This window comes from Siccirubricoccus deserti, from assembly GCF_014283215.1.
In the GTDB taxonomy this organism is placed as follows: Bacteria; Pseudomonadota; Alphaproteobacteria; order Acetobacterales; family Acetobacteraceae; genus Siccirubricoccus; species Siccirubricoccus deserti.
On record NZ_JACOMF010000034.1, the window covers coordinates 28,082 to 54,036 of the forward strand.

The window sequence follows — 25,955 nt, forward strand, 5'->3', positions numbered from 1 at the left end:
TGTCATTCTCCTGCCCCGATATCCTGCGGCCGGGTCCGTTCGTCTACCCGTGGCGTGTGGGTCAGGCCGCGCTTCATCGCCCAGACATTCACCTGGACATGGGTCGGGATGATGGCCTGATCGTCGATCACGATCCGGGTCGCCTGCTGCAACAGCCGGTCGCGCGCAACATCGTCCAGGGTGTTGGCAGCGGTGGCCAGCACCGCGTCGAAGCTGGGGTTGCTGTAGCGGCTGCGGTTCACCGCCCCCTGCCCCTTCGCCGTGTCCCATGTGCCCATGGTGGCGCGCAGCCCGACCAGCGGCTCCCCGGTGGAGCTGCCCCAGGAGACCAGGAAGGCGGAGTATTCCTGCCGGCTGGCGCGGGCGATGAAGGGACCGTAGGGCGCGGTCTCCACGGCGGTGCGCACCCCGGCGCGGGTCCACATCTGCGCCACCGCCTGGACGATGCGGGCATCGTTCAGGTAGCGGTCGTTCGGCCCGTGCAGGGTGACGCGGAAGCCCTGCGGATAGCCGGCCTCGGCCAGCAGCTTCCGCGCCGCCTCGGTGTCAACCGCGGGGACCGTGATGTCGGGGTTGTAGCCGAAGGCGCCGGGCGGCATGAATTGCGCAACTGGCACGGCGACGCCCTCCATCACCCGCTCGACGATCGCCCGGCGGTCGATGGCCAGCGATAGCGCCCGCCGTACCCGCTGGTCCTTGAACGGGTTACGCGCCAGCGGCTTGCCGTCATTGTCGGTGACGAAGGGCGAGCCATCCGTCCGCAGATGGTCGAAGGCGAGGTAGACCAGCCGGAGGCTGGCGGCCTCGGTCAGGGTCAGGCGGGAATCGCGGCGCAACCGGGACAGGTCGCCGGTCGGCACCTGGTCGATGAAGGCGACGTCGCCGGCGAGCAGCGCCGCAACCCGCGACGCATCATTCAGGATCAGCCGGTAGTCCACCGACTGCCAATGCGGCTTCGTCCCCCAGTAGGCATCGTTGCGGACGAAGCCGAGCCGTTCCCCGGCGCGCCAGGAAACCAGCTTGTAGGGCCCGGTGCCGATGGCGAGCTGGCCGCTGTTGAAGCCCTCGGTCGTCGCCCCCTGGTGCAGCGCGCGGCTGAGGATCTGGACCTGGGCGATATCGGCCGGCAACAGCGGCGCCGGGCCCTCGGTGCGCAGCACCACGGTTTGCGGGTCCAGCACCTCCACCGCGCGGATCGCGCGGGTATAGGCGGTGAACAGGCCCGGGCTGTTCGGCACGGTGGCGAGGCGCGCCAGGGTGAAGGCGATATCCTCGGCGACCAGCGGCGTGCCGTCGTGGAAGCGCACGCCAGGGCGCAGGCGGAATTCCCAGCCGCCCTCGACCGGCCGCCAGGATTCCGCCAGGCCGGGCCCGACGCGCGACTGCGCATCGAGCATCAGCAGGCTGTCGTACATCACCGAGGCAACGGCGTTGTTCGGGCCGATGTTGTGGAAATGCGGATCGATCGAGGTAACCGGCGCGCCGGCGCCCATGACGAGCGTCTGGGCCTGGGCGGGCGCTGCCAGCAGCAGCAGGGCGAGGGCAAGCAGGGAACGCATCAGCCCGGCTCCGCGATCACCGGATTGCGCAGGATGCCGATGCCGCTGATCTCGACCTCGATCACATCACCCGGGACCAGCCAGGGCGGTGGCTTGCGGGCGTGGGCGACGCCTTCCGGCGTGCCGGTGGCGATGACGTCGCCCGGCGCCAGCGGGGTGAAGGCGGAGATGTACTCGATCAGCGCCTGCACCGTCAGGATCATGTCGCCGGTGCTGGTGCGCTGGCGCTGCTCGCCATTCACCCGGGTGGTCAGGGTCAGCGCCGCCGGGTCGGGGATCTCGTCGGCGGTGACCAGCCAGGGGCCGAGCGGGCCGGTGCACGGGAAGTTCTTGCCGGCGGTGACCGAATGCTTCTGGTAGTCGCGCACGCTGCCATCCTGGAAGATGGTGTAGGCGGCGACGTGCTCCAGCGCCCGGGCGGCGGGAATGTGCCGGCCCGGCTTGCCGATGACGACGGCAAGCTCCCCCTCATAGTCGAAATGCGTGGAATTGGCGGGGCGCCACAGCGGCGCGCCATGGCCAATGATGGTGTCGGCCAGCCTGGCGAAGATGCGCGGCTGCTCCGGCACCTCCCGCCCCGCGCTCTCCGCCACATGGGCACGGTAGTTCAGCCCGACGCAAAGCACCTTGCTGCCCCCTGGGCGATCCTGCGGCACCGCCGGCAGCACGGTGACATCGGCCAACGCATGGTCCGGCGCGGCGCCGGCCAAGGCGGCGAGTTCCGCCAGGGCGCCGGCCTCCAGCACCTGCTTCACGCCGGGATAGGGCAGCCGCTTCCCGGCATCGATGATGCCATCGCCGCTGACGAGGCCGTAGGAGGCGCCGGCGGCGGTGGCGAAGCTGATGATTTTCATGGCTCAGGCCGCCTTCAGCCAGCGCTGCTGGAAGCCGGGGTCGAACACCTGCTGCGCCATCACCTGGCAGCGCAGCATCATGCGGGGCTCATCCGGCCGGTAGTCGGGGATGGCGTTGTGCAGCGTGCCGATATGGTCCCAGATCAGCACGTCGCCTTCGGTCCAGTGATGCGCGTGGAGGTATTTCTCCTGCAGCTGGTGGGCGAAGAGGAAGTCGAGCATCCGGGCGCTTTCCGCCTCGTCCAGCTCATTGATCCGCTCGGCGTAGCCGGGGTTGCAGTAGAGGACGGTGCGGCCGGTGATCGGGTGGGTCATGAACACCGGGTGCACCGCCGGCGGCCGCTTGGCGCGCTGCTCCGGCGTCAGCGGGGCGCGGGCGCTGCCCGGGCGGGTGCGCATGCGCTCCCAGAAGATGTTGAAGTCATGCGTCGCGGTCATGCCGGCAAGCCGCTGCTTCACCTCCACCGGCAGCCCTTCGTAGGCGGCATGCATATTGGCGAAGAGCGTGTCGCCAAGCGGCTTGCCGTCGCGCATCGGCACCTTCACCGCGTAGAGCACGTTCACGAAGCCCTTGGTCGCGGTGTAGGACATGTCGGTGTGCCAGTCCTGCCCGGCGTCGGCCAGGCCGATCGGCCTGCCGTCCTCGACGATGTTGGAGAGAATGCCGACCTCCGGCACCGCGGCATCGCGGAAGCGGTCGGCCATGCCGGTCTGGATCGGGCCGAAGCGCAGCGAGAAGTCGCGCAGATGCCGCGCCTCGATCCGCTGGCCCGGAATGCGCAGCACGCCATGCTCGCCGAGCGCGCGCAGCAGGCTGGCGAAGTCGGCATCGCTCAGGGGCTGCGACAGATCCAGGCCGTGTACGGTGGCGCCAAGCACCTGGCCGGTGGGTTCGATGGTCGGCATGGCGATATCCTCCTGCTTTGCCGCGATCCTGGCACCGCGGAGCAGGACGTCAACGCCCCCCGGCCGGTGCGATCGTCGCCCCGAGCTTGCCGGGCTGGGCGGCGCCCCGGTAGAGGATGGCCAGTTGCCGATCGAGGATCGCGGCATGCCGCGCCACCGCATCCGGATGCATCGGCGCTTCCGGCGGCTGCTCCGCCGCAAAATTCCCGTACCGGTCGGTGCCGCGGACCAGCAGGGCGCTGTCGCGCTCGCCGGAACGCTGGCGGAGATGCGTCGGCACATAGCGGATGGCGAAGCCGATGCGCGGCCAGGCCGCCCGGTTGGGCTCCGAGCCATGCACGATCAGCACATGGTGCAGGCTCATCTCGCCGGGTTGCAGGGTGATGTCGACGGCGGCGGCGGGATCGACCGCGACCGCCACCTCCTGCCCGCGCGACAGCAGGTTGGCCTCCGCATAGGTGTCGGTATGCGGGACCGGGGCGCGATGGGTGCCGGGCACCACGCGCATGTTGCCGCTCTCCGGCACCGAGGGGGTGAAGGCGATCCAGGCGGTGACCACCTCCGGCGCCGACAGCCCCCAATAGGTGCCGTCCTGATGCCAGGAGACATAGGCCGGGTCGCCGGCCGGCTTGCTGAAGAACTGGCTGCCCCAGCAGAGGATGTCCGGGCCGATCACGCTCTCGACCGCATCCAGCACGGCGGGGTGGGTCACCAGCGCATGCAGCCAGGGAAAGAGCAGATGCGGCTTCTGGTTCATCCGCCCTTCGAGCCGCCCGCCGAGCGCCGCCTCCGTCTCCCGCAGCCGGATGAGCAGCGCTGCCGCTTCCGGGGCGGTGAAGGCGCGGATCGGGAAGTGGTAGCCGTCGCGGTGATAGGCGGCCGTCGCGGCCGCGGTGAGTGACCCGGTCATCCCTGCCCTCGCTTCCGCCGCAGGCCAGCATGCGGCGGCGGCCGCTGTCAAACGCCGCGGCGACCGGCGGGGGCGGATGGGAGGGGGCCGTGGGCCTGGCGGCCGCGTTACTGCCGCAACTTCCTTATGGTCGCCGTGGTCGACCGCCCCGGCACCAGATCGATCAGGGCGACCTCGCCACCGGCCTGCTGCACGACATCGGCGCCGACCACCTGCTCCACCGTGTAATCGGCGCCCTTCACCAGCACATCCGGCAGCAGCAGCCGGATCAGCGCCAGCGGCGTATCCTCGCCGAAGCCGACCACCGCATCCACCGCGGCCAGCGCCGAGACCACCGCGGCCCGGTCGGCCAGCCCGTTCACCGGCCGCGCCGGCCCCTTCAGTCGCGCCACGCTGGCATCGGTGTTGAGCGCCACCACCAGCCGGTCGCAGCGCTTCCGCGCCGCCCGCAGCAGGGCGACATGGCCGGCATGGAGGATGTCGAAGCAGCCGTTGGTGAAGCCGACCCGCAGCCCATGCGCCTTCCACTCGGCAACCAGCCGCTGCGCCTGGACATGGTCCAGCAGCGCCTCCTCCCCCGGGGTGGAGCCGGCCTCGGCGCGCAACGCATGCTCCAGCTCATCGGCCGAGACGGTGGCGGTGCCGAGCTTGCCGACGACGATCCCGGCGGCGGCATTGGCGATGCGCATCGCCTCCTCCAGCGGCCGCCCGGCGGCATGGGCCAGGGCCAGCGTGGCGATGACGGTATCGCCGGCGCCGGAGACGTCGAAGACCTCCCGCGCCTCGGCCGGCACGCTGGTGGCGGTGCCCTCGGCCCGGACCAGGACCATGCCCTTCTCGGCCCGGGTGCAGAGCAGGGCCGGCAGGCCGGCCTCCGCCATGGCGCGTCGCGCCGCGGCCACCACCTCGGCCTCGGTGCCGACCGGCAGGCGGGCGGCACGGCCCAGTTCGCGGGCATTGGGGGTCAGGCAGCCGGCGCCACGGTAGAGCGAGAAATCATCGCTCTTCGGATCGGCCAGCACCGGAATGCCGGCCGCCGTGGCGGCGGCGATGGCGGCGGCGACCACTGGCCGGGCCAGCACCCCCTTGGCGTAGTCGGAGAGAATCAGCGCCCGGCAGTTGGGCACAGCGGCGGCGACGGCGGCGATCAGCGCGGCGGCCTCCGCGGCATCGGCCGGGCCGGTGACCTCATCGTCGATCCGCACCACCTGCTGGGTGCCGGCGATGACCCGCATCTTGCAGACGGTGGGACGGGTGGGGCTTTCGACCAGCGCATCGGTGATGCCGGCGTCCCCGGCCAGCAGGGCGCGGCATTCCGCGGCGGCGGCATCCCGCCCGACCAGCCCGACCAGCACCGCCTGACCGCCAAGGGCGGAGATGTTGCGGGCGACGTTGCCGGCGCCGCCCGGCATGGCGCGGCTGCGGCGCTGCCGCAACACCGGCACCGGCGCTTCCGGCGAGATGCGCTCGACCTCCCCGTACAGGAAGCGGTCGAGCATCACATCGCCAAGGACGAGGATGCGAAGGCCGGAGAAATCGAGCATGACCGCGGAATAGCGCTGCGTGGCCCGGAAAGGCAAACGGCGCGGCGGGTTGCCCCGCCGCGCCGCTGCGACCTTGGAAGGCGGGCCGGTTCAGGCCTTCGCGCCATGCGGCGCTCCGGCCATCGGGCCGCCCGCTCCGCAGGATCAGGCGGAGTTCTTCATGATCTCCTCCGCGACGTTGCGCGGCACCGGATCGTAGTGGTGGAACTGCATGGAGAAGCTGGCGCGCCCCTTGGTCATGCCACGCAGGTTGGAGATGTAGCCGAACATCTCCTTCAGCGGGACATGCGCCCGGACGATGACCGAGGTACCGGCCATATCCTGGCTCTGGATCACGCCGCGCCGGCGGTTGAGGTCGCCGACCACGTCGCCGACATGGTCCTGCGGGGTGGTCACCTCGACATCCATGATCGGCTCCAGGATCACCGGGCCGGCCTTCTTCATGCCTTCGCGGAAGCAGGCCTTGGCAGCAATCTCGAAGGCCAGGGCCGACGAGTCGACGTCGTGGTACTTGCCGTCCACCAGGCTGAACTTGAAGTCCACCGTCGGGAAGCCGGCCAGCACGCCGGTATCGGCCTGCACCTTGATGCCCTTGTCGACCGCCGGGATGTACTCCTTCGGCACCGAGCCGCCGACCACGGCGTTGACGAACTCGATCCCGGTGTTCCGCTCCTTCGGCTCGAAGGTGATCTTCACCTCGGCGTACTGGCCCGAGCCGCCCGACTGCTTCTTGTGGGTGTAGGTCTCGGTGTGGCTCTTGGTGATCGTCTCACGATAGGCCACCTGCGGCGCGCCGATGTTGGCGTCGACGCCGTATTCCCGCTTCAGCCGGTCGATGATGATCTCAAGGTGCAGCTCGCCCATGCCGGACAGGATGGTCTGGCCGGTCTCCTGGTCGGTCTTCAGGCGCAGCGAGGGATCCTCGCCGGCCAGCTTCTGCAGGCCGAGCGTCATCTTCTCGATGCCTTCCTTGGTCTTCGGCTCGACGCTGATGTCGATGACCGGAACCGGGAAGGCCATGCGCTCCAGCACCACCGGATCATCCTGCGCGGCCAGGGTGTCGCCGGTGCCTGTGTCCTTCAGCCCGACGAAGGCGGCGATGTCGCCGGCGGAGACCTCCTTGATCTCCTCGCGCTTGTCGGCATGCATCTGGAACATGCGGCCGATGCGCTCACGGCTGTCCTTGGTCGTGTTCATGACCATGTCGCCCTGGCGCAGCGTGCCGCGGTAGACACGGACGAAGGTCAGGTTGCCGTACTTGTCGTTGATGATCTTGAAGGCGAGGCCGGCGAAGGGCGCGTTCGGATCGGCCGGGATCATCGCCCGCTCGGCGGTCTCGTCCTGGCCCTCCTCCGGCGCGACCTTGATGCCGGGGATGTCGATCGGGCTCGGCAGGTAGTCGATCACCGCGTCGAGCAGGGGCTGCACGCCCTTGTTCTTGAAGGCGGTGCCACAGAGCACCGGGCGGAACTCGCCGGAGATGGTGCCCTTCTTGATGCACCTCTTCAGGGTCTCGACCGAGACGTCGCCCTTGTCGAAATACTCCTCCATCGCCGCCTCGTCGACGCCGACGACGGTGTCCAGCAGCTTGGCGCGGTATTCATTCGCCTTCTCGACCAGATCGGTCGGGATCGGCTCCTCATGGTAGGAGGCGCCGAGGTCGTCGCCTTCCCAGATGATCGCCTTCATCTCGACCAGGTCGACCAGGCCCTTGAAGGTGTCCTCGATGCCGATCGGCAGCTGCAGCGTGACCCAGTTGATGCCGAGCTTCTCGGTCAGGGTCGCGGCGGCGCGGTAGAAATCGGCGCCAGTCCGGTCCAGCTTGTTGATGAAGATGATGCGCGGGACGTTGTAGCGGTCCGCCAGGCGCCAGTTCGTCTCGGACTGCGGCTGCACGCCGGCCACGCCCTCGATAATGAAGATGGCGCCGTCGAGCACGCGCAGGCTGCGGTTCACCTCGATGTTGAAATCGATGTGGCCGGGCGTGTCGATGACGTTGATCCGGTAATCCTTCCACACCGCGGTGACGGCGGCGGAGGTGATGGTGATCCCCCGCTCGCGCTCCTGCGCCATGTAGTCGGTGGTGGTGTTGCCGTCGTGCACCTCACCGATCCGGTGGGACTTGCCGGTGTAGTAGAGGATCCGCTCGGTCGTGGTGGTCTTCCCGGCGTCGATATGCGCCGTGATGCCGATGTTGCGGATGCGATCGAGCGGGGTGTGCGCCACGAGGGGCCTCCATAGGCGAAGGCGGGCACGACAACGGGGGTCTCCCCGTGCCGCCCGCCGAAGGGTCTGACTGGTCGGTATGGTGTCGGCCGGGGAGATGCCCCCTCCGGCGGTGATTTGCAAGCAGGTTTCGTGGATATCGCGCCGTATCAGGTGGGCTGCCGCTCGTTGCATCTGCCGCCGATGCAACAGCCACGGGGCGGCGGATGGCGGGCCCAGCCGGGCGGACTTGGCGCCACGGCCGGCCTCGGGTGCCATGGGGGCATGATCGGCGCCTTACTGCAGTCCGGCCCTTCCCAGGTGCCGCAGGTTCGGCTAGGAACACCCCGGCACGGACCCGTAGCTCAGCTGGATAGAGCGTTGCCCTCCGAAGGCAAAGGTCGTACGTTCGAATCGTATCGGGTCCGCCAATTTTTTCAAGGCGTTAGCTGGCCACTGCACCCGGTCCGGGGCTGATCTTCCGGGACGAGTCAGCAAAGAGTCAGCGGGATTTGGCCTTTCGAAGGCCTGCTGAGACCCTCCCAGACCGTCTCCGGATCGTCCTTGGTCATCCCTGACGATGGTGAATCGGCGCTGGAAGCGGGCTCAGCATCCTGGCCGATGCCTCGGGCTGGGTTTTCAGGATGATCATCCCTGGTCGTCCGGGATGGTTAGGGATCGTCCCCGATGCCTGCCTCGGCTTTGCCGCCGATCTCAGGACCATTGCCCGGTCGACTCCCGGTCCCTTGGGGAGCGGCGAGATGGCACCGCACTGGTTCCAATGTTCCAGCCAGATCTTTGTCAGAACCCTCCCAGGGAGGGCCACCCTGACCCTCTGAAATCGTAGATCATTATGCTCGGCGATAATGGCCAGCTTTCGCCAAAATCTTTGTAGGCGACGGCGGCGGGCGTCGGCCCGGGTGACGGCCTCCCGGCGCTGCAACGCGCCGCCAGGGCTTCCAGGAATTCCGCGTCAAGGTCGTCGAATTGGCCGGGCTGTCCGCTGTCGACCTCCAACATGCCCCAGATATTCCCATCGAGCCGGATCTGGATGCTCAGGAGTGAGACGATCCCGTGCCCTACGAGCACCGGATGCAGCCCGCACTCGGGATGGTGCGGAAATCGTCGATCGCCACCGGCTGCCCGCTTTGCAGGGCGCGGGAGGCGAAGCGGCATTCGATGCCGGGCGGCTGCGGCTCAGTAGGAAGCGCCTGCGCGGCAGGGAGACCGCCGTAGAGCGCCGGGCCTGCGGCTTGCTTCCCGGATGGCTCCTGACGCATCGGCCGCTTGGCGGAGTATCACCCGCGCGGCTTGGGTTCCGGCGATGAGATCTGCGCACGAACGTGCCGATCTTTCGAAATCGCCCAGCGTTCAGCAACCACCCCGCTGAATGTTCGGCGGGGCAGGAGGCCAAGACATGGCGCACAACCAAGGCCAGAACCAACAGGGCCAACAGAAACGCGGCCAGCAACCGAGCCCCGGCCAGCCCATGGGTGGGCGGCGTGACGACGAAGCCGGGCACCAGGGCGGTGGGACGGATGTGCACCACCAGCAGAGTGGCACCCAGGGCCAAAGCCAAATGGAGCGCGACAAGGCGGGCAAGAACAAGGGCGGCCCGGCCTGACGATCAGGGGCGCGCCGGGCTGCGTAGACGAGGCGGAGGTCGGGATGCCGCTCAAAGCGGTTGCGGGGCCACCCCGGCGGTGACCAGCAACGCCGCACCGGCCACGACGCTGAGCACAACGAGGGCAGCCTCGGGAAAATTGCCAGAGGCGCCAACCGCTGGCCGGCGACGCATGCCGCAGTTCGGGGACGAGCAGCGGCGGTTGAGCCCAGCCGCGGCCGCCGGTCACGTGTCCCGCCCGCGTTGAGGTGCTTGGGTACCGGCAAGGGGCGAGAGATGGCTGGGCACGTCGCGGGTTGGCTGTTGCACCCGGAGGACCGGGACCGGCTCATGGCGGTGTTCCCGCCAACCTACCCGGAGGTGGTGGCCCATCACGTCACACTAAGGTCCAGGGTCCCGCAGGACTTCCCGCTCCCGACCGAGACGGAGGGCTTCGTCGTGGGCATGGCCAATGACGGCGCAGGCGTGCAGGCGCTCGTCGTCGAGATCGGCAACAGCACGCGGCGGCCGGACGGCTCCACCTACCACATCACGTGGTCGCTCGGGCCGGGCCGCAAGCCGGTGGAGAGCAACGATGTGATCCGGGAGCGCGGCTGGACGGCGGTGGGCGAACGGCACCGGGTCCGGCTGCAACCGAAGATAGTCAGCTAGACGGCGGCTGGCCATGCGATGCACCTGGGCGCCTGCTGTCGCGGCCGATATTGCCCGACGACGGCGCCTGACCGTTGAGGGCGAGCGAATCCGCTCGAACGGAGCGCAATCCGGCCGCGTTCCTCGCCTGACCCGGCGGGATGCTGCCGGCCGCCCAGAAATACCGGAGTACACCATGCCGCGCGCGTGTCTGAGGTAGGCCGTAGCGGAGGTTAGGAGTTCGGCTTGCGTGTTACCAAAGCCGCGGTGCGTGGGCAGCTTGGTGGCTCGGTGGTACGGCGCTGGGTGCGGACAGGCCTCCTCTGCGAGGTCACCCTACCACTCGGGCGAATTGTGGCTCCTACAGCCATTGCAACCACCGCCTAACCGTCAACGTCAGGCGGATGGTACGCGCCAGTGTCTTCCCGGTGTGGATGGCCTGGAGCAGGGCAACACAGCCTGAGCATTGTGTGCTGCTGGCGCAAGAGAGCACCGCGATTGGCCGCGGCTTCACTCATCGCCGGCTGGCGGACGGCGACGGCCTTTCACTCGATGCCGGTCACTACTGTGCCAAGCCCTATGTCTGGGAATCGACCGGTAGTGGCGCCAGGCGCAGCGTGCAGCGCACGCCTTCCGGCTCGAACCGGATATCCGCGCCGACTCCTGTTTTCGTTGCCAACCCGCGTTCCAACAGCCGGAGCCCGAAGCCTCGCCGCGCCGGTGGCCCGTCTACCCGAGGTCCGCCCCGCTCGGTCCACTCCACAACCAACGCGCCGTCGCCATGATCGACGCCATGGCAGAGGATGGAGACGCGTCCCTCCGGGACCGAGAAGGCGCCATGCTTGCGGGCGTTCGTGGCGAGTTCGTGCATGGCCATGGCGAGGGCCAAGGCCGCAGCAGGCGGCAGAGCCACATCTGATGCGCAGCCGGATAGGTCCACCTGGGCGGCGTCCAGGGCAAACGGGTCCAAGGCCGCCCGGATCACCGCGTTGAGCACGGCGCCCTCCCAGTGCTCACGCATCAGCAGGTCGTGGGCGCGGGCCAGTGCGATCAGCCGCGCCTGGAAGGCTCCCGAGAAGGAAGGCAGGTCTGCCGCACCACGTGCCGTCTGGAGGGCAATGGACTGCACCACGGCAAGGGTATTCTTCACGCGATGATTCAACTCATTCAGGAGCAGCCGCCCCCGCTCCTCGGCGCGCGCCCTCTCGGCCAAAGCCCAGGCACGCTCAGCAGCCCCGCGGACAAAGACAATCTCCTCAGCCGACCAACGCCGCGGGACCGTATCCTGGAGGTAGAGGATGGCCGCGACCCGGCCCTCGGCAACCACGGGAACTTTGAGGAATGACTGCACGCCTCTGGCGAGGTAGCTATCGGAGCTACCCTCTGTCCGGGGGTCCTGGGCCACATCGTCGACCGCGACAACCTCGCCGCGCCCGAGTTCTTCGGCAAAGCCGGTCCAGAAGTCGCCGAGGCGCCAATCGCCAGCGCTGCTCGCCACCTGGCCGTCCGCCCAATCCCGCTCGACGCGGAAAATCTTCCGCGAGGCGTTGACCGTACCATAGCCCGCCCGCGCAACGCCGAGCGCCCGGCCGATGACCTCGGCAGCGGTGCCCGCGATCTCGGCAGAGTCCCGGAGGTCACGCAGCCGGTCGCCGAGTTCAACCAGGGCATCGCGCCGAACCTCGGCGGCCCTCCGCTCCGTCACGTTCAGGAACAGGGCGGCAAACCGCCCCGGCTCAGTCCGATATGCCAGCACCTCGAACCAACGAGCCACCGGGCCGAGATAGCGCACGAAATGGGCGGGCTCCCCGGTCTCGACCACCCGCGCGTAGGTGCTGATCCAGATGTCCTCGATGCCGGAGAATATTTTGGTGGCGAGATGGCCCAGGGTCGCCGCTGCTGGGATGCCGGTCAGCCGCTCCCAGGCAGGATTGACGTCAAGAAAGCGCAAGTCGATCGGCGTCCCGTCTGCGCTCCAGACCATCTCGCAGAGGGCGAAGCCCTCGTGCATGTGCTCGAATATGCGCCGCCAACGGGCCTCGCTCTCGCGCAGCGCCTCCTCCGCCCGCCTGCGTTCCGTCTGGTTCCGAATGACCTTGAGGAAGCCAAGCGGCGGTGCGCCCGGATCGGCCGCCCTCTCCCGCAGGAGCAGCACCAGCCCACTTCCCCAGAACCGGGAGCCGTCCTTGCGCTGGCACCAACGCTCATCCTCGGCGCGACCCTCGGCCAGCGCACCGCCCGCCGCTCGTTCCGGTTCGCCTCTAGCCCGGTCCTCCGGGATGAAGATGATGTCGGCGGTTCGGCCGACCATCTCCTCCGCGGTCCAGCCCAGCAGCCGCTCCGCGCCCGCGTTCCATGACATGACCCGCCGGTCGAGGTCCGTGGTGAAGATTGCGTAGTCGGCCGCGCTGTCGAGGATGACGCCCGACTGCTCCTCGCGCCTCAATAGGGCGGTGCAGCTCCCGGCCTGAGCAGCAATGTCCTGCGGCAGCCTCTCGTTGTCCGCCGCCGTCTTTTGTCCAAGCCGCGCCTCCTCAGATGCCATCTCATGCGCCGGCTTCATCTCAGCCGCGCCACGAGCCCACTCCTCTCCGAGTTCGCCAGCCCGGCAGGCGCCGCCGCCGTCGGCCAAGAGGCCGGTGCGGGCGAGTGCCTTGCGTAGTGTGGCGACCTCCGCCTCGAGTTCCACAATGCGGGCGCGACCAGCCAATCGCTCCCGCCGCCTTCCGCCAGCAGCATGCCGACTTGTCTCGTGCTCTCTTCTGGGCATGGGCGCGCCGCGATAAGGGGATCGTTGGCAATCCCAACAGGCGCGGTGGGCGAGCGTTCCCGCTAGGCCAGTATCCGTCCCACTTATACCCGCCGGCGAACTGCTACCTCTCCTGTGTAGGGCGGTGTCGGGGACGTCGTGGTTCCCTGTGTTCCGATCTGACGGAGAGCAGCCCCTCGTGCGCGTCGGAGCGGAGTCAGGGTTCATCAGATGCCCGCTTGATCCGGGAGGGACTTCAGCATCCAGCCCCAGGCCCGGCGCAGCCGGGCCGCGCCATCCTCGGCGAAGAACGCCCCATGGGCGAAGATCACCCGTTCCGGCGCCAGCGCCAGCAGCCGCTGCACCGCTTCGCAGTTGGCTGCGGCATGGCGGCGCATCAGCAGCCGCACATGCCGCGGCGTCCCGCCGGCCGGACCGGCCGCGCCCAGCAGCCGCACCAGCCAGCCGGTGACGAGGGGCAGCCGCGCCGGCTCCATCGCCTGCACCGTATCGGTCAGCACAAGCGTCCGGCTGGCGGCGTGGTGGAAGGCAAATTCGACGAAGCCGCGGCCGCGCAGCACCTCATGCGCGATCTGGCCCGCCCAGTCCGATGGCGGCGCCGCGTCCAGCGTGCCATGCGGGTGCAGCGTCACCCCCTGCCCCGCGGCCCGCGCCACCACCTCGGCCGGAGCCCAGAGCCGGGCCTCGGGCATGGCCTGCTGCCAGCCCGGCAGATGCACCCAATGCGCCGTCCCGGGCGAGACCAGGTGCCGCACCGGGCCGAGGGCCCGTAGCGCCTGGGCCAGCGGCCCTGAATACCGGGTCGGCGAGTGCAGCCAGAGCCCGCCATCCGCCAGCCGCAGCACCGTCATCCGCACCGGCAGGGGCTGGCCGAGGATATGCTGCGGCCCGCTGTCCACCACCCAGACGCCCTCGGCAACGGGCTTGGGCACATCGAGCGGCGGGTAGGTTCCGTCCTGTGGCATCGACACCTCCCTCAGGGGGAGGTCAGCACGCCCACCGTTGCACCCGCCATGCAACACGCAATGCTGGCAGCAACAAGGCTCGGCAGGCCGAGCCGCACGATCTCCGCCCGCCGCTCCGGGCACATCGCCGCCATGCCGGTCATCATGATCCCGACCGAACCGAAATTGGTGAAGCCGCAGAGCGCAAAGGCCAGGATGATGCGAGAGCGTTCCGCCAGCCCGGCCCCGCCGCTGCCGGCCAGTTCCAGGTAGCTCACGAACTCGTTCACCACCACCTTCACCCCAAGCAGCCGGGCAACCGTCGCGCAATCCTCCGCCGGGATGCCCATGGCGAAGGCCAGCGGCCAGAACACCCAGGCGCCGATCCGTTGCAGGGTCAGCCCGGTCAGCGGCTCCAGCATACCGTTCAGCAGCGCCACCAGCGCCACGAAGACAATCAGCGAGGCCATGATGCCGAGCAGCAATTGCAGCCCATCCGCGGTGCCGGTGACGATGGCGTCCATGGTGCTGTCGTGCAGGCGCGGCGCGGCTCCCTCGGCCGCCACCGTGACCGGCGTCTCGCGTTCCGGCAGCATCAGCAGCGCGGCGAGGATGGCGCCAGGCGCCGAGATCAGGCTGGCGGTCAGCAACTGCCCCGCGGCATCCGGCACCACCGGTGCGATCATCGTCGCATAGACCACCAGCATGTTGCCGCTGATGGTGGCGAGGCCGGCGACCATGGTGACGAAGAGTTCCGCCCGCGTCAGCCGGCCGAGCCAGGGGCGGATCAGCAGCGGCGCCTCCACCATGCCCACGAAGACATTGGCGGCGACCGAGAGGTTGCAGGCGCCGGACAGGCCGAACAGCCGCCTGAGCCCACGCGCCAGCCCATCCACCACCAGCGGCAGGATACGCCAGTGGTACAGCACGGCGGAAAGCGCGCCGACCACCAGCACCAGCGGCAACGCCTGGAAGAACAGGATGAAGCTGGCGCCGGCCGCGGTTTCGGTGAAGGGCAAGGGCGCGCCGCCGAGGTAGCCGAAGACCAGCGACGTGCCGGCCCGCGTCGCCCGCGCCAGCGCCTCCACACCATCCCCCACCGCGGCGAAGCCGGCGCGCAGCACCGGGACATGCAGCAGCAGCGCGGCGACCAGCAGCTGGCCGAGCAGCCCGGCCACCACCACCCGCGGGCGGACGCCCCGGCGGCAGCCGCCGCAGAGCCAAGCGAGCAGGCAGAGCAGCGGGAGGCCGGCCAGGGCCTGGAGTTGCAGCGCGCTCATTCGGCGGCGCGGGCCGTGCCGGGCGGGTCCATCTCCACCGCCTCGATCCGCGCCGCGGCAGCCAGGATCTTCTGCGTGGTGATGGCGATCTGGTCCATGTCGGCCTGCGACTCCGCATGGTGTCGCCGGAGGTTCGCCACCCGCCGGTCCAGCCGCCCCACCTCCTCCGCCAGCCGCGCCACCCCGAGGCGCAGCGCCTGCGCCTCCGCCTTCAGCCGCACGTCGCGCATCAGCGCCCGCATGGCGCCGAGCACCGCCCAGAGCGTGCCGGGAGAGACGAGATAGACCCCGCGCCGCGCGGCTTCCGCGATCAACGCGCCATGCTGGGCGTGGAGGTCGGCGTGCAGCGCCTCGGAGGGCAGGAAGATCAGCGCCCCCTCGGCGGTCTCGCCGGGGCAGATGTACTTCGTCGCCACATCGTCCACATGCCGGCGGATGTCGGTGGCGAGCCGGCGCAGCGCCGCGGTGCGGGCGGTATCATCCATCGCCAGCCGCAGCGCCTGCCAGGCCTCCAGCGGGAATTTGCTGTCGATGGCGATCGGCCCCGGCGGGAAGGGCAGCCGGATCAGCGCGTCGCAGCGGGTACCGTTCGCCAGCGTGTGCTGCCAGGCCCAGCCCTCGGTGGGCAGCCGGTCGGCCAGCATGTCGCGCAGCTGCACCTCGCCGAAGGCGCCGCGCGCCTGCTTGTTGCCGAGGATGGAGGCCAGGGTCGTCACTCGGCCACTGAGGGATTCGAGGTTGGCCCGCGCCGCGTCGATGACGGCCAGGCGTTCATGGATGCGCCTGGCGCTGTCCTGGGTGCGGTCGGCACTTTCGGCCAGGGCGCGGTGCATCCGCTCGCTCTGCGCCGCGACGGCGGTGTCCAGCCGCTGCGACAGCGCCTCCATCCGCTCGGCCAGCAGCAGCACGGCGTCGCCACCGCCGCCACCGCGCGGGCGGAAGGCGAGCATCAGAAGCGCACCGGCAAGCGCGGCCGCCATCGGCACCAGCAGCGGCAGCAGCCAATCCGGCACGCAATCTCCCCCCGAGTCGCGGCGCCGAGTGTCCCACGCGGCAGCACGGCACCGCCAGCCTCAGGCCGGGACGAACTCCCCATCCGGGCCGAGCCGCAGCAGCCGCCCCGTCGCCACGCCGAAATGCCCGCCATGCAGGGTCAGCCGCCCCTCCGCCACCGCCTCCGCCACCCAGGGGAAGGTCAGCAGATTGGCCAGGGTGATGCGCACCGTCTCATGCTCGCAGGCTTCCTGGCGCTCCGCCGGGTCGCAGCGCAGCACCCGCTCCCGCGCCCGCTCGGCGATGCTCATCCAGCCGGCGACGAAATCCCTCGCTTCCGGCGGTGCCCCTTCCAGCAGCGCCCGCACGCCGCCGCATTGCGCATGGCCGAGCACCACCACCTGGCGCACCCGCAGCACCCGCACGGCGAATTCCAGCGCCGCGCTGGTGCCATGGAAGGCAGCATCCGGCATGTAGGGCGGCACCAGATTGGCGACGTTCCTCACCACGAAGAGCTCGCCCGGCGCGGCCGAGAAGATCATCTGCGGATCGACCCGGCTGTCGGAGCAGGCGATCACCATGGTCTGCGGGCTTTGGCCCTCGGCCGCCAGCGCCTCGAACCGGGCACGCTGCTGCGGCCAGGTTTCGGCGCGGAAGCGGCGGTAACCATCGATCAGCGCGTCCATCGCATTACTCCCCTGCTCTTGCCTTACGGCCGCCGCCAGTGCGGCGAGCCAAGCGCGCGGAGGCGCGTGCCCGGCACCTGAGGGCACTCATCAATGCCGAAAATGCCGCATGCCGGTGAAGACCATCGCCAGCCCGGCCTTGTCGGCGGCGGCGATCACCTCGGCGTCGCGGATGCTGCCGCCGGGCTGGATCACCGCCGTGGCGCCGGCCGCCGCCGCCGTCTCCAGCCCATCGGCGAAGGGGAAGAAGGCGTCGGAGGCGACGACGCTGCCGCGGGCCAGCGGCTCCGCCAGCCCGGCCGCCTTGGCCGCCGCCTCGGACTTCCAGGCGGCGATGCGGCTGCTCTCCACCCGGTTCATCTGCCCCGCGCCGATGCCGACCGTCGCCAGCCCCTTGGCATAGACGATGGCGTTGGACTTCACATGCTTGCAGATGCGGAAGGCGAAGAGCAGGTCGGCCAGCTCGGCCTCGGTCGGGGCCCGCTGGGTCACCACCTTCAGCGTCTCCGCCGTCACCTGACCGGCATCGCGCGACTGCGCCAGGAAACCGCCGGCGACGGATTTGAAGACCATCCCCGGCGCCGCCGCATCCGGCAGCCCGCCGGTCAGCAGCAGCCGCAGGTTCTTCTTCTTCGCGAAGACCGCCTGGGCCGCCGCATCGGCGTCGGGGGCGATGACCACCTCGGTGAAGATCGCGGCGATCTTCTCCGCCGCCGCCGCATCCAGCGGACGGTTTGCGGCGACGATGCCGCCGAAGGCCGAGACCGGGTCGCAGCGCAGCGCCGCATCCCAGGCGCTGGCCAGGTCGCCGGCCACGGCGACGCCGCAGGGGTTGGCGTGCTTGACGATGACGATGGCTGGGCGGTCGAATTCGGCGACGCATTCATAGGCGGCGTCGGTGTCGTTCAGGTTGTTGTAGGATAGCTCCTTGCCCTGCACCTGCCGCGCCGTGGCGATGCCGGGGCGGGCCGAGCCATCCAGGTAGAAGCCCGCCTGCTGATGCGGGTTCTCGCCATAGCGCAGGGTCTGCCGCAGCGTGCCCGCGAAGGCGAGGCGCGGCGGGAAGCTCTCGCCGAGCTGGCCGGCGAACCAGCCACTGATCGCGGCGTCATAGGCCGCGGTCCGCGCATAGGCCGCCGCCGCCAGGCGCTTCCGCGTCGCCAGGGTGGTGCCGCCCTTCGTCGCAACTTCCTCCTGCACCGTGGCAAAATCCGCCGGCTCGGTCAGCACCACCACATGGGCGTGGTTCTTGGCGGCGCTGCGGATCATCGCCGGGCCGCCGATGTCGATATTCTCGATGCAGTCCTCGAAGCCGGCACCTTTGGCGACGGTCGCCTCGAAGGGATAGAGGTTCACCGCCACCAGATCGATCGGCGCGATGCCATGCTGCGCCATCTGCGCCTGGTGCTCCTCCAGATCGCGGCGGCCGAGCAGCCCGCCATGCACCTGCGGCACCAGCGTCTTCACCCGACCGTCGAGGATTTCCGGGAAGCCGGTATGGTCCGAGACATCCTTCACCGGCACCCCGGCATCGCGCAGCGCACGGGCGGTGCCGCCGGTGGAGAGGATCTCGGCGCCCTGGGCTGCCAGGAACCGCCCGAACTCCACCAGCCCGGTCTTGTCGGAGACGGAAAGCAGCGCGCGGCGGATGGGGACGAGATCGGTCATGAGGGGTACTCCGCAGAGGGCGGCGGCATACCCCCCCAGGCGGCCCCGGGGCAACCTTTGCCGGCGACCGGCATGACCCCGACCGGGTCTGATGGCGGTTCGGGTTACCCCGGCCTGATCCCGGCCGTCCGCACCTCATTGCCCCAGCGCTCGCCCTCCCGGGCCACGAAAGCGGCGATCTCCGCCGGCATCGGTACGCCGAGCGGAATGACGCCCGAGGCCTCCGGCCGCGCCCTTGCCGCCACCTCGCCCAGCGCCACCCGCACCGCGGCACGCAGCTTGGCCGCGATCGCGGGGTCGAGCCCGGCCGAGGCGATGAGCAGGAAGCAATTGGTCGCCACCAGCCCGGGGAAGCCCGCCTCGATCACCGAGGGCACCGCGCCGCCCCGCGTCGCCGCGGACAGGCCGAGGCCGCGCGGCCCACCGGCGCGGAGTACCCCCGACATTGGCCCGACCGTGTCCCACAGCCCATCCGTATTGCCCGACAGCGCCGCCTGCTGCGCCTCCGCCGCGCCGCGGAACCGGATGTGCAGCAGCTGCGCCCCGGTTCGCATGTCGAACAGCACCCCGGTCAGATGGCCAAGCGAGCCAACGCCGGGGAGCCGAGGCTGACCGCCTCCGCCGCGGCGACGTAATCCGCCATGCGCGCCGCTCTTAGCGCAATGGAAACGAAGTCCCCGCCATCCTGGGCGCCTCCCCTTCAGGCAAAACGCCCATGCATATCAGAATGGTCTTCCTGCTCGGATTCCTCGCCGCGGCGCTGCCCGGTCTCGGCGTCACCGCCTGGCGCGCGACAGAGGCCTGGGGCACGGCGCGCCAGGCGGAACGCGCCATCCTCGCCACCCGCGCCGTCGCCGCGCTGCAGCGGGCGCAGACCGCCTTCTCCGCCCAGATCGGCCAGCTCCTCGCCGCCGCCCAGGCCCCCGCCCCGGATCTGGAGGGCACCCGCCGCTCCGGTCTGGCCGCCACCGCGCTGCTGGCCGAAGGCACCGCCGCCGCCAGCGCCGCCGGCTTCCGCGCAAACCTGCCGGAGGAGGCGAGCCGCACCGCGGTCGCCCTGCTCCGCCGGGTCGAGGCCGCGGCGGCCCAACCGCCAGCCCGGCGCGACCCCACGCTGGTCCGCGACATCACCGCCGCCCGCAGCGGCTTCGGCGACCGCCTCGGACAATTGACGCGGGAGGCGGGTCGCGGCCTGGGCGCGGATGCGCCGCAGCTCGCCGCGCTGGTCGAGATCGCCAGCCATGCCGTGGCGCTGCGCGACAGCCTTGGCCGGCGCAGCCTGCTGATCTCCTCCTGGCTCGGCGGCCAGCCGGTGACGCCGGCGACGCATCTCGGCGCGATGGTGCTCAACGGCCGCGTGGAGCAGAGCTGGCAGGAGCTGCAGCGGCTGGTGCCCACCCTGGACTCGCCGGCGCTGCACCAGGCGCTGGAGGTCCAGCGACGCGACTTCGCCGAAGCGGCCGAGCCGCGCTGGCGCCGGCTGGTGGAGGTAGCCGGGACGCGCATCGCCGCGGAGGGGCTGGATTGGCCGGAGCCGGCGGCCAGCTTCCGGCAATGGAACCTGCCCGCCCTCGCCGGGGTGGTGGCGCTGCGCGATGCCGCGCTCGAGGCGGCGCTGCTGACCGGCGAGGCAAGGCTCGCTTCCGGCCGCTGGCTCCTCGCCGGGATGCTGGCGCTGATCCTGGGGCTGCTCGGCCTGGCCGGCGCCGCAGTCACCGTGCTGCTGCGCCGGGTGGTGCGGCCGCTGGGGGCGCCGACCGGGCGGTCACCCGCATCGCCGGCGGCACGCTGGAGCTCACCGTGCGGACAGGTGGACAGGTTCCTGGCTGCGATCCGCGCGGCGTGGCGTTTCGGAGCCTCCGCCCGTTATGACCGAGCATGACCCATCGCGATCGATTGTTCCGAGGCAGGAATCGGATGCACGGGTCAAGCCCATGCTTGCCAGGAGAGGGGTGGCCGTCGCTCGGACACCGCTACAGGCCGAGCAGGTCCAGGGTTCGCCCCACCACCTTCGCCTCGTCAAAACGCTCCAGCGCCCGTGCCCTGCCCGCCTCGCCCATGCGGGCCCGCAGCGCCGCGTCGGTGGCAAGGCGCTGCAGCGCGGCGGCCAGCGGCGCCACCGTCATAGGCGGCACCAGCAGCCCGGTCTCGCCCTCCACCACCATCTCGCGCGGGCCGCGGATGTCGGTGGCGACCACCGGCAGGCCGCAGAGCATGCCTTCGATGACCGACATCGGCAGCCCCTCGAAATGCGAGGGCAGCGCGAAGACATCCGCCGCCGCCAGCACCCGTGCCACATCGTGCCGGTAGCCGAGCCGGCGGAAGCGGCGGCCCAGCACCGCGGCGGCGCGGGCGAAATGCGGCTCCAGATCCTCGCCATGGTCGGAGGCGAGGCGTTCGCCGACCACCCAGAGGCTTGCCGCCGGCGCCGCCTCCATCGCCCGCAGCAGCTCCGGGTAGCCCTTGTGCCGCACCAGGCGGGAGACGACGACCACCACGCAATCCCGCTCCGCGACACCCAGTTCGGCGCGCAATGCGGCGCGCGCCGCCGGGTCGGGGTGGAACACCGACGGGTCGCGGCCGTTCAGCACCGCCGTCGCGCCGCGGTGGATGCCGAGGCGGCGGGCATCGGCCGCCTCCTCCTCACTGACCGTGAGGTAGGTGTCGGTGATCCGCCCGGCGGCGTATTCCAGCCCCAGCGCCAGGTTGCGCCGCCACCACGGGCCCGGCTGGTTGAACAGGAAGCCGTGGCAGGTATAGGCGATGCGCGGCACGCCGGCAGCCCGGGCGGCGGCACGGGCCAGCAGCCCGCTGATCGGCATATGGGCATGCACCAGGTCGAAGCGCTCTGCCACGAAGATGCGGCGCAACGCGGCGAGGCATTGCGCCTGCGCCACCGGGTTCAGGCTGCGCGCCATCGGCACCGGGATCACCCGGAACCCCTCGGCCCGCGGCAGGTCGAGCAGCGGCCCCTCGGCGCAGAGCCCCACCACCTCATGCCCGCGCGCGCGGGCGCCGCGCATCAGCGGCAGCAGGAAGTGGCGCAGCGAGAAATCGACATTGGTGATTTCGGCGATCTTCATGCGGCCCGGGCATCCCCCTGCGCGTGAGGACGGGCGGCGCTGGCGCCGGAGATCAAGAAGGACGCCAGTTCAGCCCTCAGGCGGCCGCCCGGCGCACCTTGCGCATGCGCAGCCGCGATGCCGTTGCGCGCAACAGAGGCAACAGACCGGGCACCGCGTGCAGCCCGGCGTGGATGCGCCGCGCCGCCTGCCAGGTCAGGCTGCGCTCGATGGCCGCCAGGCGGGCGATTTCCGGCTCCGCCCGCCAGCCGCCGCCGACGGTGGCGAACATCTGCCGGACCAGGGCGGCATCTGCCGGATCTGACAGGTCGCAGAGCTGCCGGACCGCCGCCGGCGCCTCGGCCCCTACGGCGAGGATGCCGAGGCCATGGGAATGATCGAAGGCGAAGGACGGGTAGCGGGCCGAGACCTCCGCCCAGAACCGCCAGACGCCGAAGCCCTCCTGCCGTTCGGCGATGTCGTGCAGCAGCACCACGGCGCGGGGCGAGAGCTTGGGGAGCCAGGTCTCGAAGTCGTGGCGCACCGCCTCGTAGCTGTGGAAGCCGTCGATATGCAGGAGGTCCACCGTGCCATCCGCGAAATCGGCCAGGGCCTCGTCGAACCGGCAGCGATGCAGGGTGGAGAAGCCGGCGTAGCGGGCGGCATGGAAGCGGGAGAACTCCTCCCACACCGTGTTCTCGTAGTGGCCGGCATGGGCGTCGCCCTGCCAGGTGTCGACCGCATGGCAGCGGGTCTCCAGCCCCTCGGCCAGCACCGCTTGGCAGAAGGCGGCGTAGGACACCCCGGCATGGGTGCCGAGTTCCACCAGGGTGGCCGGGCGCGCGGCGCCGATCAGCCATGCGGCGAAGGGCACATGGCCCCACCAGGCGCTGTGGGTGCCGCGCCGGTCCGGCACGCGCAGCAGCCAGCCGAGGCTGCCGCCGAGCAGCCGATCCACGCCGGGGCTGGCCTTGGCCATGGGTTCGGCAACAGGTGCCTTGGTGTCGGCTTCAAGCATATCACGATGACGTTACCACGAATCGGCCGGCTCTCAATGCTTTTTCGGAACGGCTTCTCACCGGCGTGCAATGGTCCGCAGGGACGGTGCCGGCGCACCCGATCCTGCCGCAGCAGGCGACGCTCAGAGAGGGAAGCCTAGGGTGGGGCCGGCCCCTCGCCCGCCGCGCCGACGCGGGAGATGGCCCATTGGATGGTGTCCTCGCGCGGCTCCGCCTGCAGCACGATCTGGCTGGTCTTGCGCGGCTCGGTGCCGATGTAGACGCTGTCCTCCAGCGTCACCCGGGCCCCCTTGGCGCGGAGCCGCCAGCCCTGGCCGGAGGGCAGCCGCAGCAATACCGCGCTGTCATCCTGCTGCAGGCTGGCGACCACCGCCGGGTGCAGGTGGAAGCGCAGGACGAAGCCCGGCAGGGTGGCCTGGCCCTCGGCCACCTCCAGCATGTCCTCGCCGCGCAGGTCGTCGCCGGTCTCGGCGAGGTAGAGGCGGCGGCGGTGGATGGCGCCAAAGGGCTTGCGCCAGCCATCATGGCTGGCCTCCAGCCATTGCGCGCCATTGGCCTCGTGCCGGTCGGCCTCCACCCGTTCGGGGCGGCGGCCGAGGCCGTCCTCCTTCAGCTCACTGCTGTTGGTGTCGGCCAGCACCAGGGTGGAATGGGCGGCGCTGGCGCGCAGCGCGTCGCGCCATTCCGCCTCGGCGGCGGGGGCGGCGCCGCAATTCACCACCAGCCGGTCGCGCCCGACCGACATCTCGAAGGCCAGGGTCCCGGCATGGGCGAAGCGGTCCGCGGCGCGCGGCAGGCCGGAGGCGGCGTCGCGAACACGGGCCGGCGGCGGCGCCCCGGCATCGGCGATCACCACGGTGCGGCCGGCCTGCAGCCGGTGGAAGCCGGTCTCCTCCAGCAGCAGCGGGGCGCGGCCGCGGGCCTGGCCCTGGGTCAGCACCAGGTCGACGAGGCCCGCCCCTTCCTCCCGCGTGCCGTTGAAATGCGCGAGGCCGCCGTCGCCATGGCGGAACAGCCGCAGCGCCTGGCCGGCGCGCTCCAGCACCGTTGCCAGCAGCGCCGGCGGGTTGATGCCGGCGCCATGCAGCAGGTTGCGGATCTCGATCAGGTCCTGCAGTGCCAGCAGCAACTGCATCGGCGAGCGTTCGACATGCCCGCCATCGGGGTGGAATTGGCGTTCCAGCTCGCCCGGGAGGAAGCGCAGGGCGCGCTGCATCCAGGCATCCTCCTCCAGCGCCACGGCGGCGGCGATGGCGCCCTTCAGCGTCACCAGCGCGCCGCGATGCATTGCCTCGGCGGGCAAGCCGGAGACCACGCCACGGGCATCCTGCGCCAGCCGGACCAGCAGCCGGCGGCGGAAGCCGTCCTCGGCGGTGGCGGCGAAGAAATCCCAATGGCCAAGCCAGGCGGAAACCCGCGCCGCCGCCACCTCCGTCGCCTGGGCGAGGTCCTCGTTGGCGCCACGGGTCAGCCAATCCTCGGCCAGGTCGCGCGCCCGCATCCGCGCGGCGTCGGTGCCGAGCGCCCGCAGATCGCGCATCCAGGCGAAGCCATGCGCCGCGATCCGCCAGGCGGTCGGGCCAGAGTCGGCGTCCCAGCCCTCGGTCGCGCCCTCGGCGCCGGGGTCGAGCTGCCGGGTGGTGCCATGGATCTCGAATTCGCCACGCATCAGCCGGGCGCCGCGGGCGGCATCGCCTGGCCAGAGGTCGCGGAAGGCCCGCGCCGGGGCGTCCGGCACCTTCATCGGCTTGAGGCCCGAGAGGAAGCGGCGGGTGCCACGCAGCAGGTCGCGCATCAGGCGGGATTCCCGCGGATCGCGGCGATAGCCGCGGCATAGTCGGGCTGGGCGAAGACCGCGGTGCCGGCGACCAGCACATCGGCGCCAGCGTCGATGCAGGCGGGCGCGGTCGCCGGGGTGATGCCGCCATCCACCTGCAGGGCGATGTCGCGGCCGGAGGCGTCGATCATCCGCCGCAGCGCGGCGATCTTGCCGAGTTGGGAGGCGAGGAAGGCCTGGCCGCCGAAGCCCGGGTTCACCGACATCACCAGCACCAGGTCGAGCAGGTCCAGCACGTTCTCCACCGCGGCGACCGGCGTGCCCGGGTTCAGCACCACGCCGGCCTGCTTGCCGAGGCCGCGAATGCTTTGCAGCGTGCGGTGCAGATGCGGCCCGGCTTCCGGATGGACGCTGATGAGATCGGCGCCGGCGGCGGCGAAAGCCTCGATGTAGGGGTCGGCCGGGGCGATCATCAGATGCACGTCGAAGGGGATGCCGGCGTGTGGCCGCAACGCCTTCACCACCACCGGGCCGAAGCTGATGTTGGGCACGAAATGCCCATCCATGATGTCGAGATGCAGCCAGTCCGCCCCCGCCGCGGCGACGGCGCGAGTTTCCTCGCCCAGCCGGGCGAAATCGGCGGCGAGCAGGGAGGGTGCGATCCGAACTGGGCGACGGGGCATCCCGAAGCTTCTAGCGGCGTGGGGAGCGGCGGGGCAAGGCGGGCCACGCCGCCGTTCCGGCCGGGACAGGCGTTGCCGGGCAACGGCTCGCGAATGGTTCAGCCGAAGGCGGTGCCACGCCCTTGCCACGCCCTATGGAAAGGATCGGCCGCTGCTGAGCTAGCGGGCTGCCTGGGAATGCCCATGGCCCGTTTGAGATGGGCTCTGCCCCTCTCGCGCTCACCCTGCCAAAGGGCCAGTCCACTCTTGGTGAGTTTTGAGGAGTCTAAAGTGTTTGGTCCCGGCATTTGGTGGTGCGGGTTTGCTGTGAAGCGTTGCGGCTCCGCCGTCCATGCCTTGCAGATGAATTCGTATGGTGTGAGGCCGCGTAGTCGCTTGAGCCGGCGACCGAAGTTGTAGGCTGCGACGAAGTCATCGAGGTGCCGCCGGAGCTGCTCGTGGCTGTCGTAGTGATAGCGTTTGACGGTGGCATCCTTGATGGTGCGGTTCATCCGCTCGACCTGGCCGTTGGTCCAGGGGTGGTTCACCTTCGTCAGCCGATGCTCGATGCCGTGTTCGTCGCAGACGCGGTCGAAGATGGGGTCGCTGTCCCAGATGTCCTGCTTGCGTGGGGTGAACTGCACGCCGTTGTCGGTCAGCACGGTATGGATGCGGTAGGGGACGGCCTCAATCAGGTCGCGCAGGAACTGAGCCGCCTCCATTTTGCCGGCGCTTCCGACCAGGCGGACGAAGGCGAACTTGCTGGTGCGGTCGATGGCCACGAGAAGACGGAGCTTGCCTGCCTCGGTGCTGACCTCGGCGATGTCGATGTGGAAGTAGCCGATGGGATAGGGCTTGAAGG

At 70.5% G+C, this 25,955-nt stretch carries 20 protein-coding genes, 1 tRNA gene and 2 pseudogenes; 4 read left to right on the forward strand and 19 right to left on the reverse strand.

Annotated features, from left to right (window positions below; translation table 11 throughout):
- Window positions 1-2: 2 nt before the first annotated feature.
- From H7965_RS20865 to fusA, 6 genes are all read right to left on the reverse strand, one after another.
- Window positions 3-1,559, reverse strand: a complete 1,557-nt coding sequence (locus H7965_RS20865; protein WP_186772516.1) for an ABC transporter substrate-binding protein — start codon at window positions 1,557-1,559, stop codon at window positions 3-5.
- Entirely contained in the window at window positions 1,559-2,413 is an 855-nt protein-coding gene (locus tag H7965_RS20870; RefSeq protein ID WP_186772517.1) for a fumarylacetoacetate hydrolase family protein, read from the reverse strand. The genes H7965_RS20865 and H7965_RS20870 overlap by 1 nt, the downstream gene beginning before the upstream one ends.
- A 3-nt stretch (window positions 2,414-2,416) precedes the next feature.
- Window positions 2,417-3,319: a TauD/TfdA dioxygenase family protein gene (locus H7965_RS20875; protein ID WP_186772518.1), complete on the reverse strand. Its 903-nt coding sequence runs from the start codon at window positions 3,317-3,319 to the stop codon at window positions 2,417-2,419.
- 49 nt (window positions 3,320-3,368) lie between these two features.
- Entirely contained in the window at window positions 3,369-4,229 is an 861-nt protein-coding gene (locus H7965_RS20880) for a phytanoyl-CoA dioxygenase family protein (protein ID WP_186772519.1), read from the reverse strand.
- 107 nt (window positions 4,230-4,336) lie between these two features.
- Window positions 4,337-5,773 carry a bifunctional D-glycero-beta-D-manno-heptose-7-phosphate kinase/D-glycero-beta-D-manno-heptose 1-phosphate adenylyltransferase HldE gene (gene hldE, locus H7965_RS20885; protein ID WP_186772520.1) on the reverse strand — a complete coding sequence of 479 codons (1,437 nt, stop codon included), beginning with the start codon at window positions 5,771-5,773 and terminating at the stop codon, window positions 4,337-4,339.
- Between the two features lie 144 nt (window positions 5,774-5,917).
- Window positions 5,918-7,999 carry an elongation factor G gene (gene fusA / locus H7965_RS20890; RefSeq protein ID WP_186772521.1) on the reverse strand — a complete coding sequence of 694 codons (2,082 nt, stop codon included), beginning with the start codon at window positions 7,997-7,999 and terminating at the stop codon, window positions 5,918-5,920.
- A 333-nt stretch (window positions 8,000-8,332) separates the two neighbouring features.
- Between fusA and H7965_RS20895 the strand changes: the two genes are divergently transcribed.
- Window positions 8,333-8,409, forward strand: a tRNA-Arg gene (locus tag H7965_RS20895).
- A 370-nt stretch (window positions 8,410-8,779) separates the two neighbouring features.
- Here the strand turns inward: H7965_RS20895 and H7965_RS32030 are convergent.
- Window positions 8,780-9,157, reverse strand: a pseudogene (locus tag H7965_RS32030) (GAF domain-containing protein); the annotation flags it as partial.
- A 238-nt stretch (window positions 9,158-9,395) separates the two neighbouring features.
- Here H7965_RS32030 and H7965_RS20905 point away from each other — a divergent pair.
- Window positions 9,396-9,602 carry a hypothetical protein gene (locus H7965_RS20905; RefSeq protein WP_186772523.1) on the forward strand — a complete coding sequence of 69 codons (207 nt, stop codon included), beginning with the start codon at window positions 9,396-9,398 and terminating at the stop codon, window positions 9,600-9,602.
- Window positions 9,603-9,932: 330 nt separating this feature from the next.
- Window positions 9,933-10,253: a hypothetical protein gene (locus H7965_RS20910; protein ID WP_229682723.1), complete on the forward strand. Its 321-nt coding sequence runs from the start codon at window positions 9,933-9,935 to the stop codon at window positions 10,251-10,253.
- Window positions 10,254-10,809: 556 nt separating this feature from the next.
- Here the strand turns inward: H7965_RS20910 and H7965_RS20915 are convergent.
- From H7965_RS20915 to H7965_RS20945, 7 genes are all read right to left on the reverse strand, one after another.
- Window positions 10,810-12,921, reverse strand: a complete 2,112-nt coding sequence (locus tag H7965_RS20915) for a PAS domain-containing sensor histidine kinase (RefSeq protein ID WP_186772525.1) — start codon at window positions 12,919-12,921, stop codon at window positions 10,810-10,812.
- A 287-nt stretch (window positions 12,922-13,208) separates the two neighbouring features.
- Window positions 13,209-13,967 carry a DUF4336 domain-containing protein gene (locus H7965_RS20920; RefSeq protein ID WP_186772526.1) on the reverse strand — a complete coding sequence of 253 codons (759 nt, stop codon included), beginning with the start codon at window positions 13,965-13,967 and terminating at the stop codon, window positions 13,209-13,211.
- An 11-nt stretch (window positions 13,968-13,978) separates the two neighbouring features.
- Window positions 13,979-15,226 carry a NupC/NupG family nucleoside CNT transporter gene (locus H7965_RS20925; RefSeq protein ID WP_186772527.1) on the reverse strand — a complete coding sequence of 416 codons (1,248 nt, stop codon included), beginning with the start codon at window positions 15,224-15,226 and terminating at the stop codon, window positions 13,979-13,981.
- Window positions 15,223-16,239 carry a DNA recombination protein RmuC gene (locus H7965_RS20930; RefSeq protein WP_186772528.1) on the reverse strand — a complete coding sequence of 339 codons (1,017 nt, stop codon included), beginning with the start codon at window positions 16,237-16,239 and terminating at the stop codon, window positions 15,223-15,225. Before H7965_RS20930 ends, H7965_RS20925 begins: the two co-directional genes overlap by 4 nt.
- A gap of 60 nt (window positions 16,240-16,299) precedes the next feature.
- Window positions 16,300-16,905 carry a carbonic anhydrase gene (locus H7965_RS20935; protein ID WP_186772529.1) on the reverse strand — a complete coding sequence of 202 codons (606 nt, stop codon included), beginning with the start codon at window positions 16,903-16,905 and terminating at the stop codon, window positions 16,300-16,302.
- Window positions 16,906-16,995: 90 nt separating this feature from the next.
- On the reverse strand, window positions 16,996-18,573 hold the full coding sequence (purH, locus tag H7965_RS20940) for a bifunctional phosphoribosylaminoimidazolecarboxamide formyltransferase/IMP cyclohydrolase (protein WP_186772530.1): 1,578 nt from the start codon (window positions 18,571-18,573) through the stop codon (window positions 16,996-16,998).
- A 104-nt stretch (window positions 18,574-18,677) separates the two neighbouring features.
- Entirely contained in the window at window positions 18,678-19,277 is a 600-nt protein-coding gene (locus tag H7965_RS20945) for a Bug family tripartite tricarboxylate transporter substrate binding protein (protein WP_261394325.1), read from the reverse strand.
- An 11-nt stretch (window positions 19,278-19,288) separates the two neighbouring features.
- On the opposite strand from H7965_RS20945, the gene H7965_RS20950 reads away from it, so the two are divergent.
- Window positions 19,289-20,455 (forward strand): hypothetical protein, encoded by a 1,167-nt coding sequence (locus tag H7965_RS20950; RefSeq protein ID WP_186772532.1) that lies wholly within the window; start codon window positions 19,289-19,291, stop codon window positions 20,453-20,455.
- A gap of 91 nt (window positions 20,456-20,546) precedes the next feature.
- Here H7965_RS20950 and H7965_RS20955 read toward each other — a convergent pair whose 3' ends face one another.
- The 5 genes and pseudogenes from H7965_RS20955 to H7965_RS20975 all read right to left on the reverse strand — a co-directional run.
- A complete protein-coding gene (locus H7965_RS20955; protein ID WP_186772533.1) occupies window positions 20,547-21,656 on the reverse strand; it encodes a glycosyltransferase family 4 protein in 1,110 nt (369 codons plus the stop codon).
- Window positions 21,657-21,732: 76 nt separating this feature from the next.
- On the reverse strand, window positions 21,733-22,653 hold the full coding sequence (locus H7965_RS20960; RefSeq protein ID WP_222440728.1) for a class I SAM-dependent methyltransferase: 921 nt from the start codon (window positions 22,651-22,653) through the stop codon (window positions 21,733-21,735).
- A 137-nt stretch (window positions 22,654-22,790) separates the two neighbouring features.
- Window positions 22,791-24,449, reverse strand: a complete 1,659-nt coding sequence (locus H7965_RS20965; RefSeq protein ID WP_186772534.1) for a heparinase II/III family protein — start codon at window positions 24,447-24,449, stop codon at window positions 22,791-22,793.
- Entirely contained in the window at window positions 24,449-25,114 is a 666-nt protein-coding gene (gene rpe, locus H7965_RS20970; RefSeq protein ID WP_186772535.1) for a ribulose-phosphate 3-epimerase, read from the reverse strand. The genes H7965_RS20965 and rpe overlap by 1 nt, the downstream gene beginning before the upstream one ends.
- A gap of 269 nt (window positions 25,115-25,383) precedes the next feature.
- Window positions 25,384-25,955: pseudogene (locus H7965_RS20975) on the reverse strand (integrase core domain-containing protein); the annotation flags it as partial.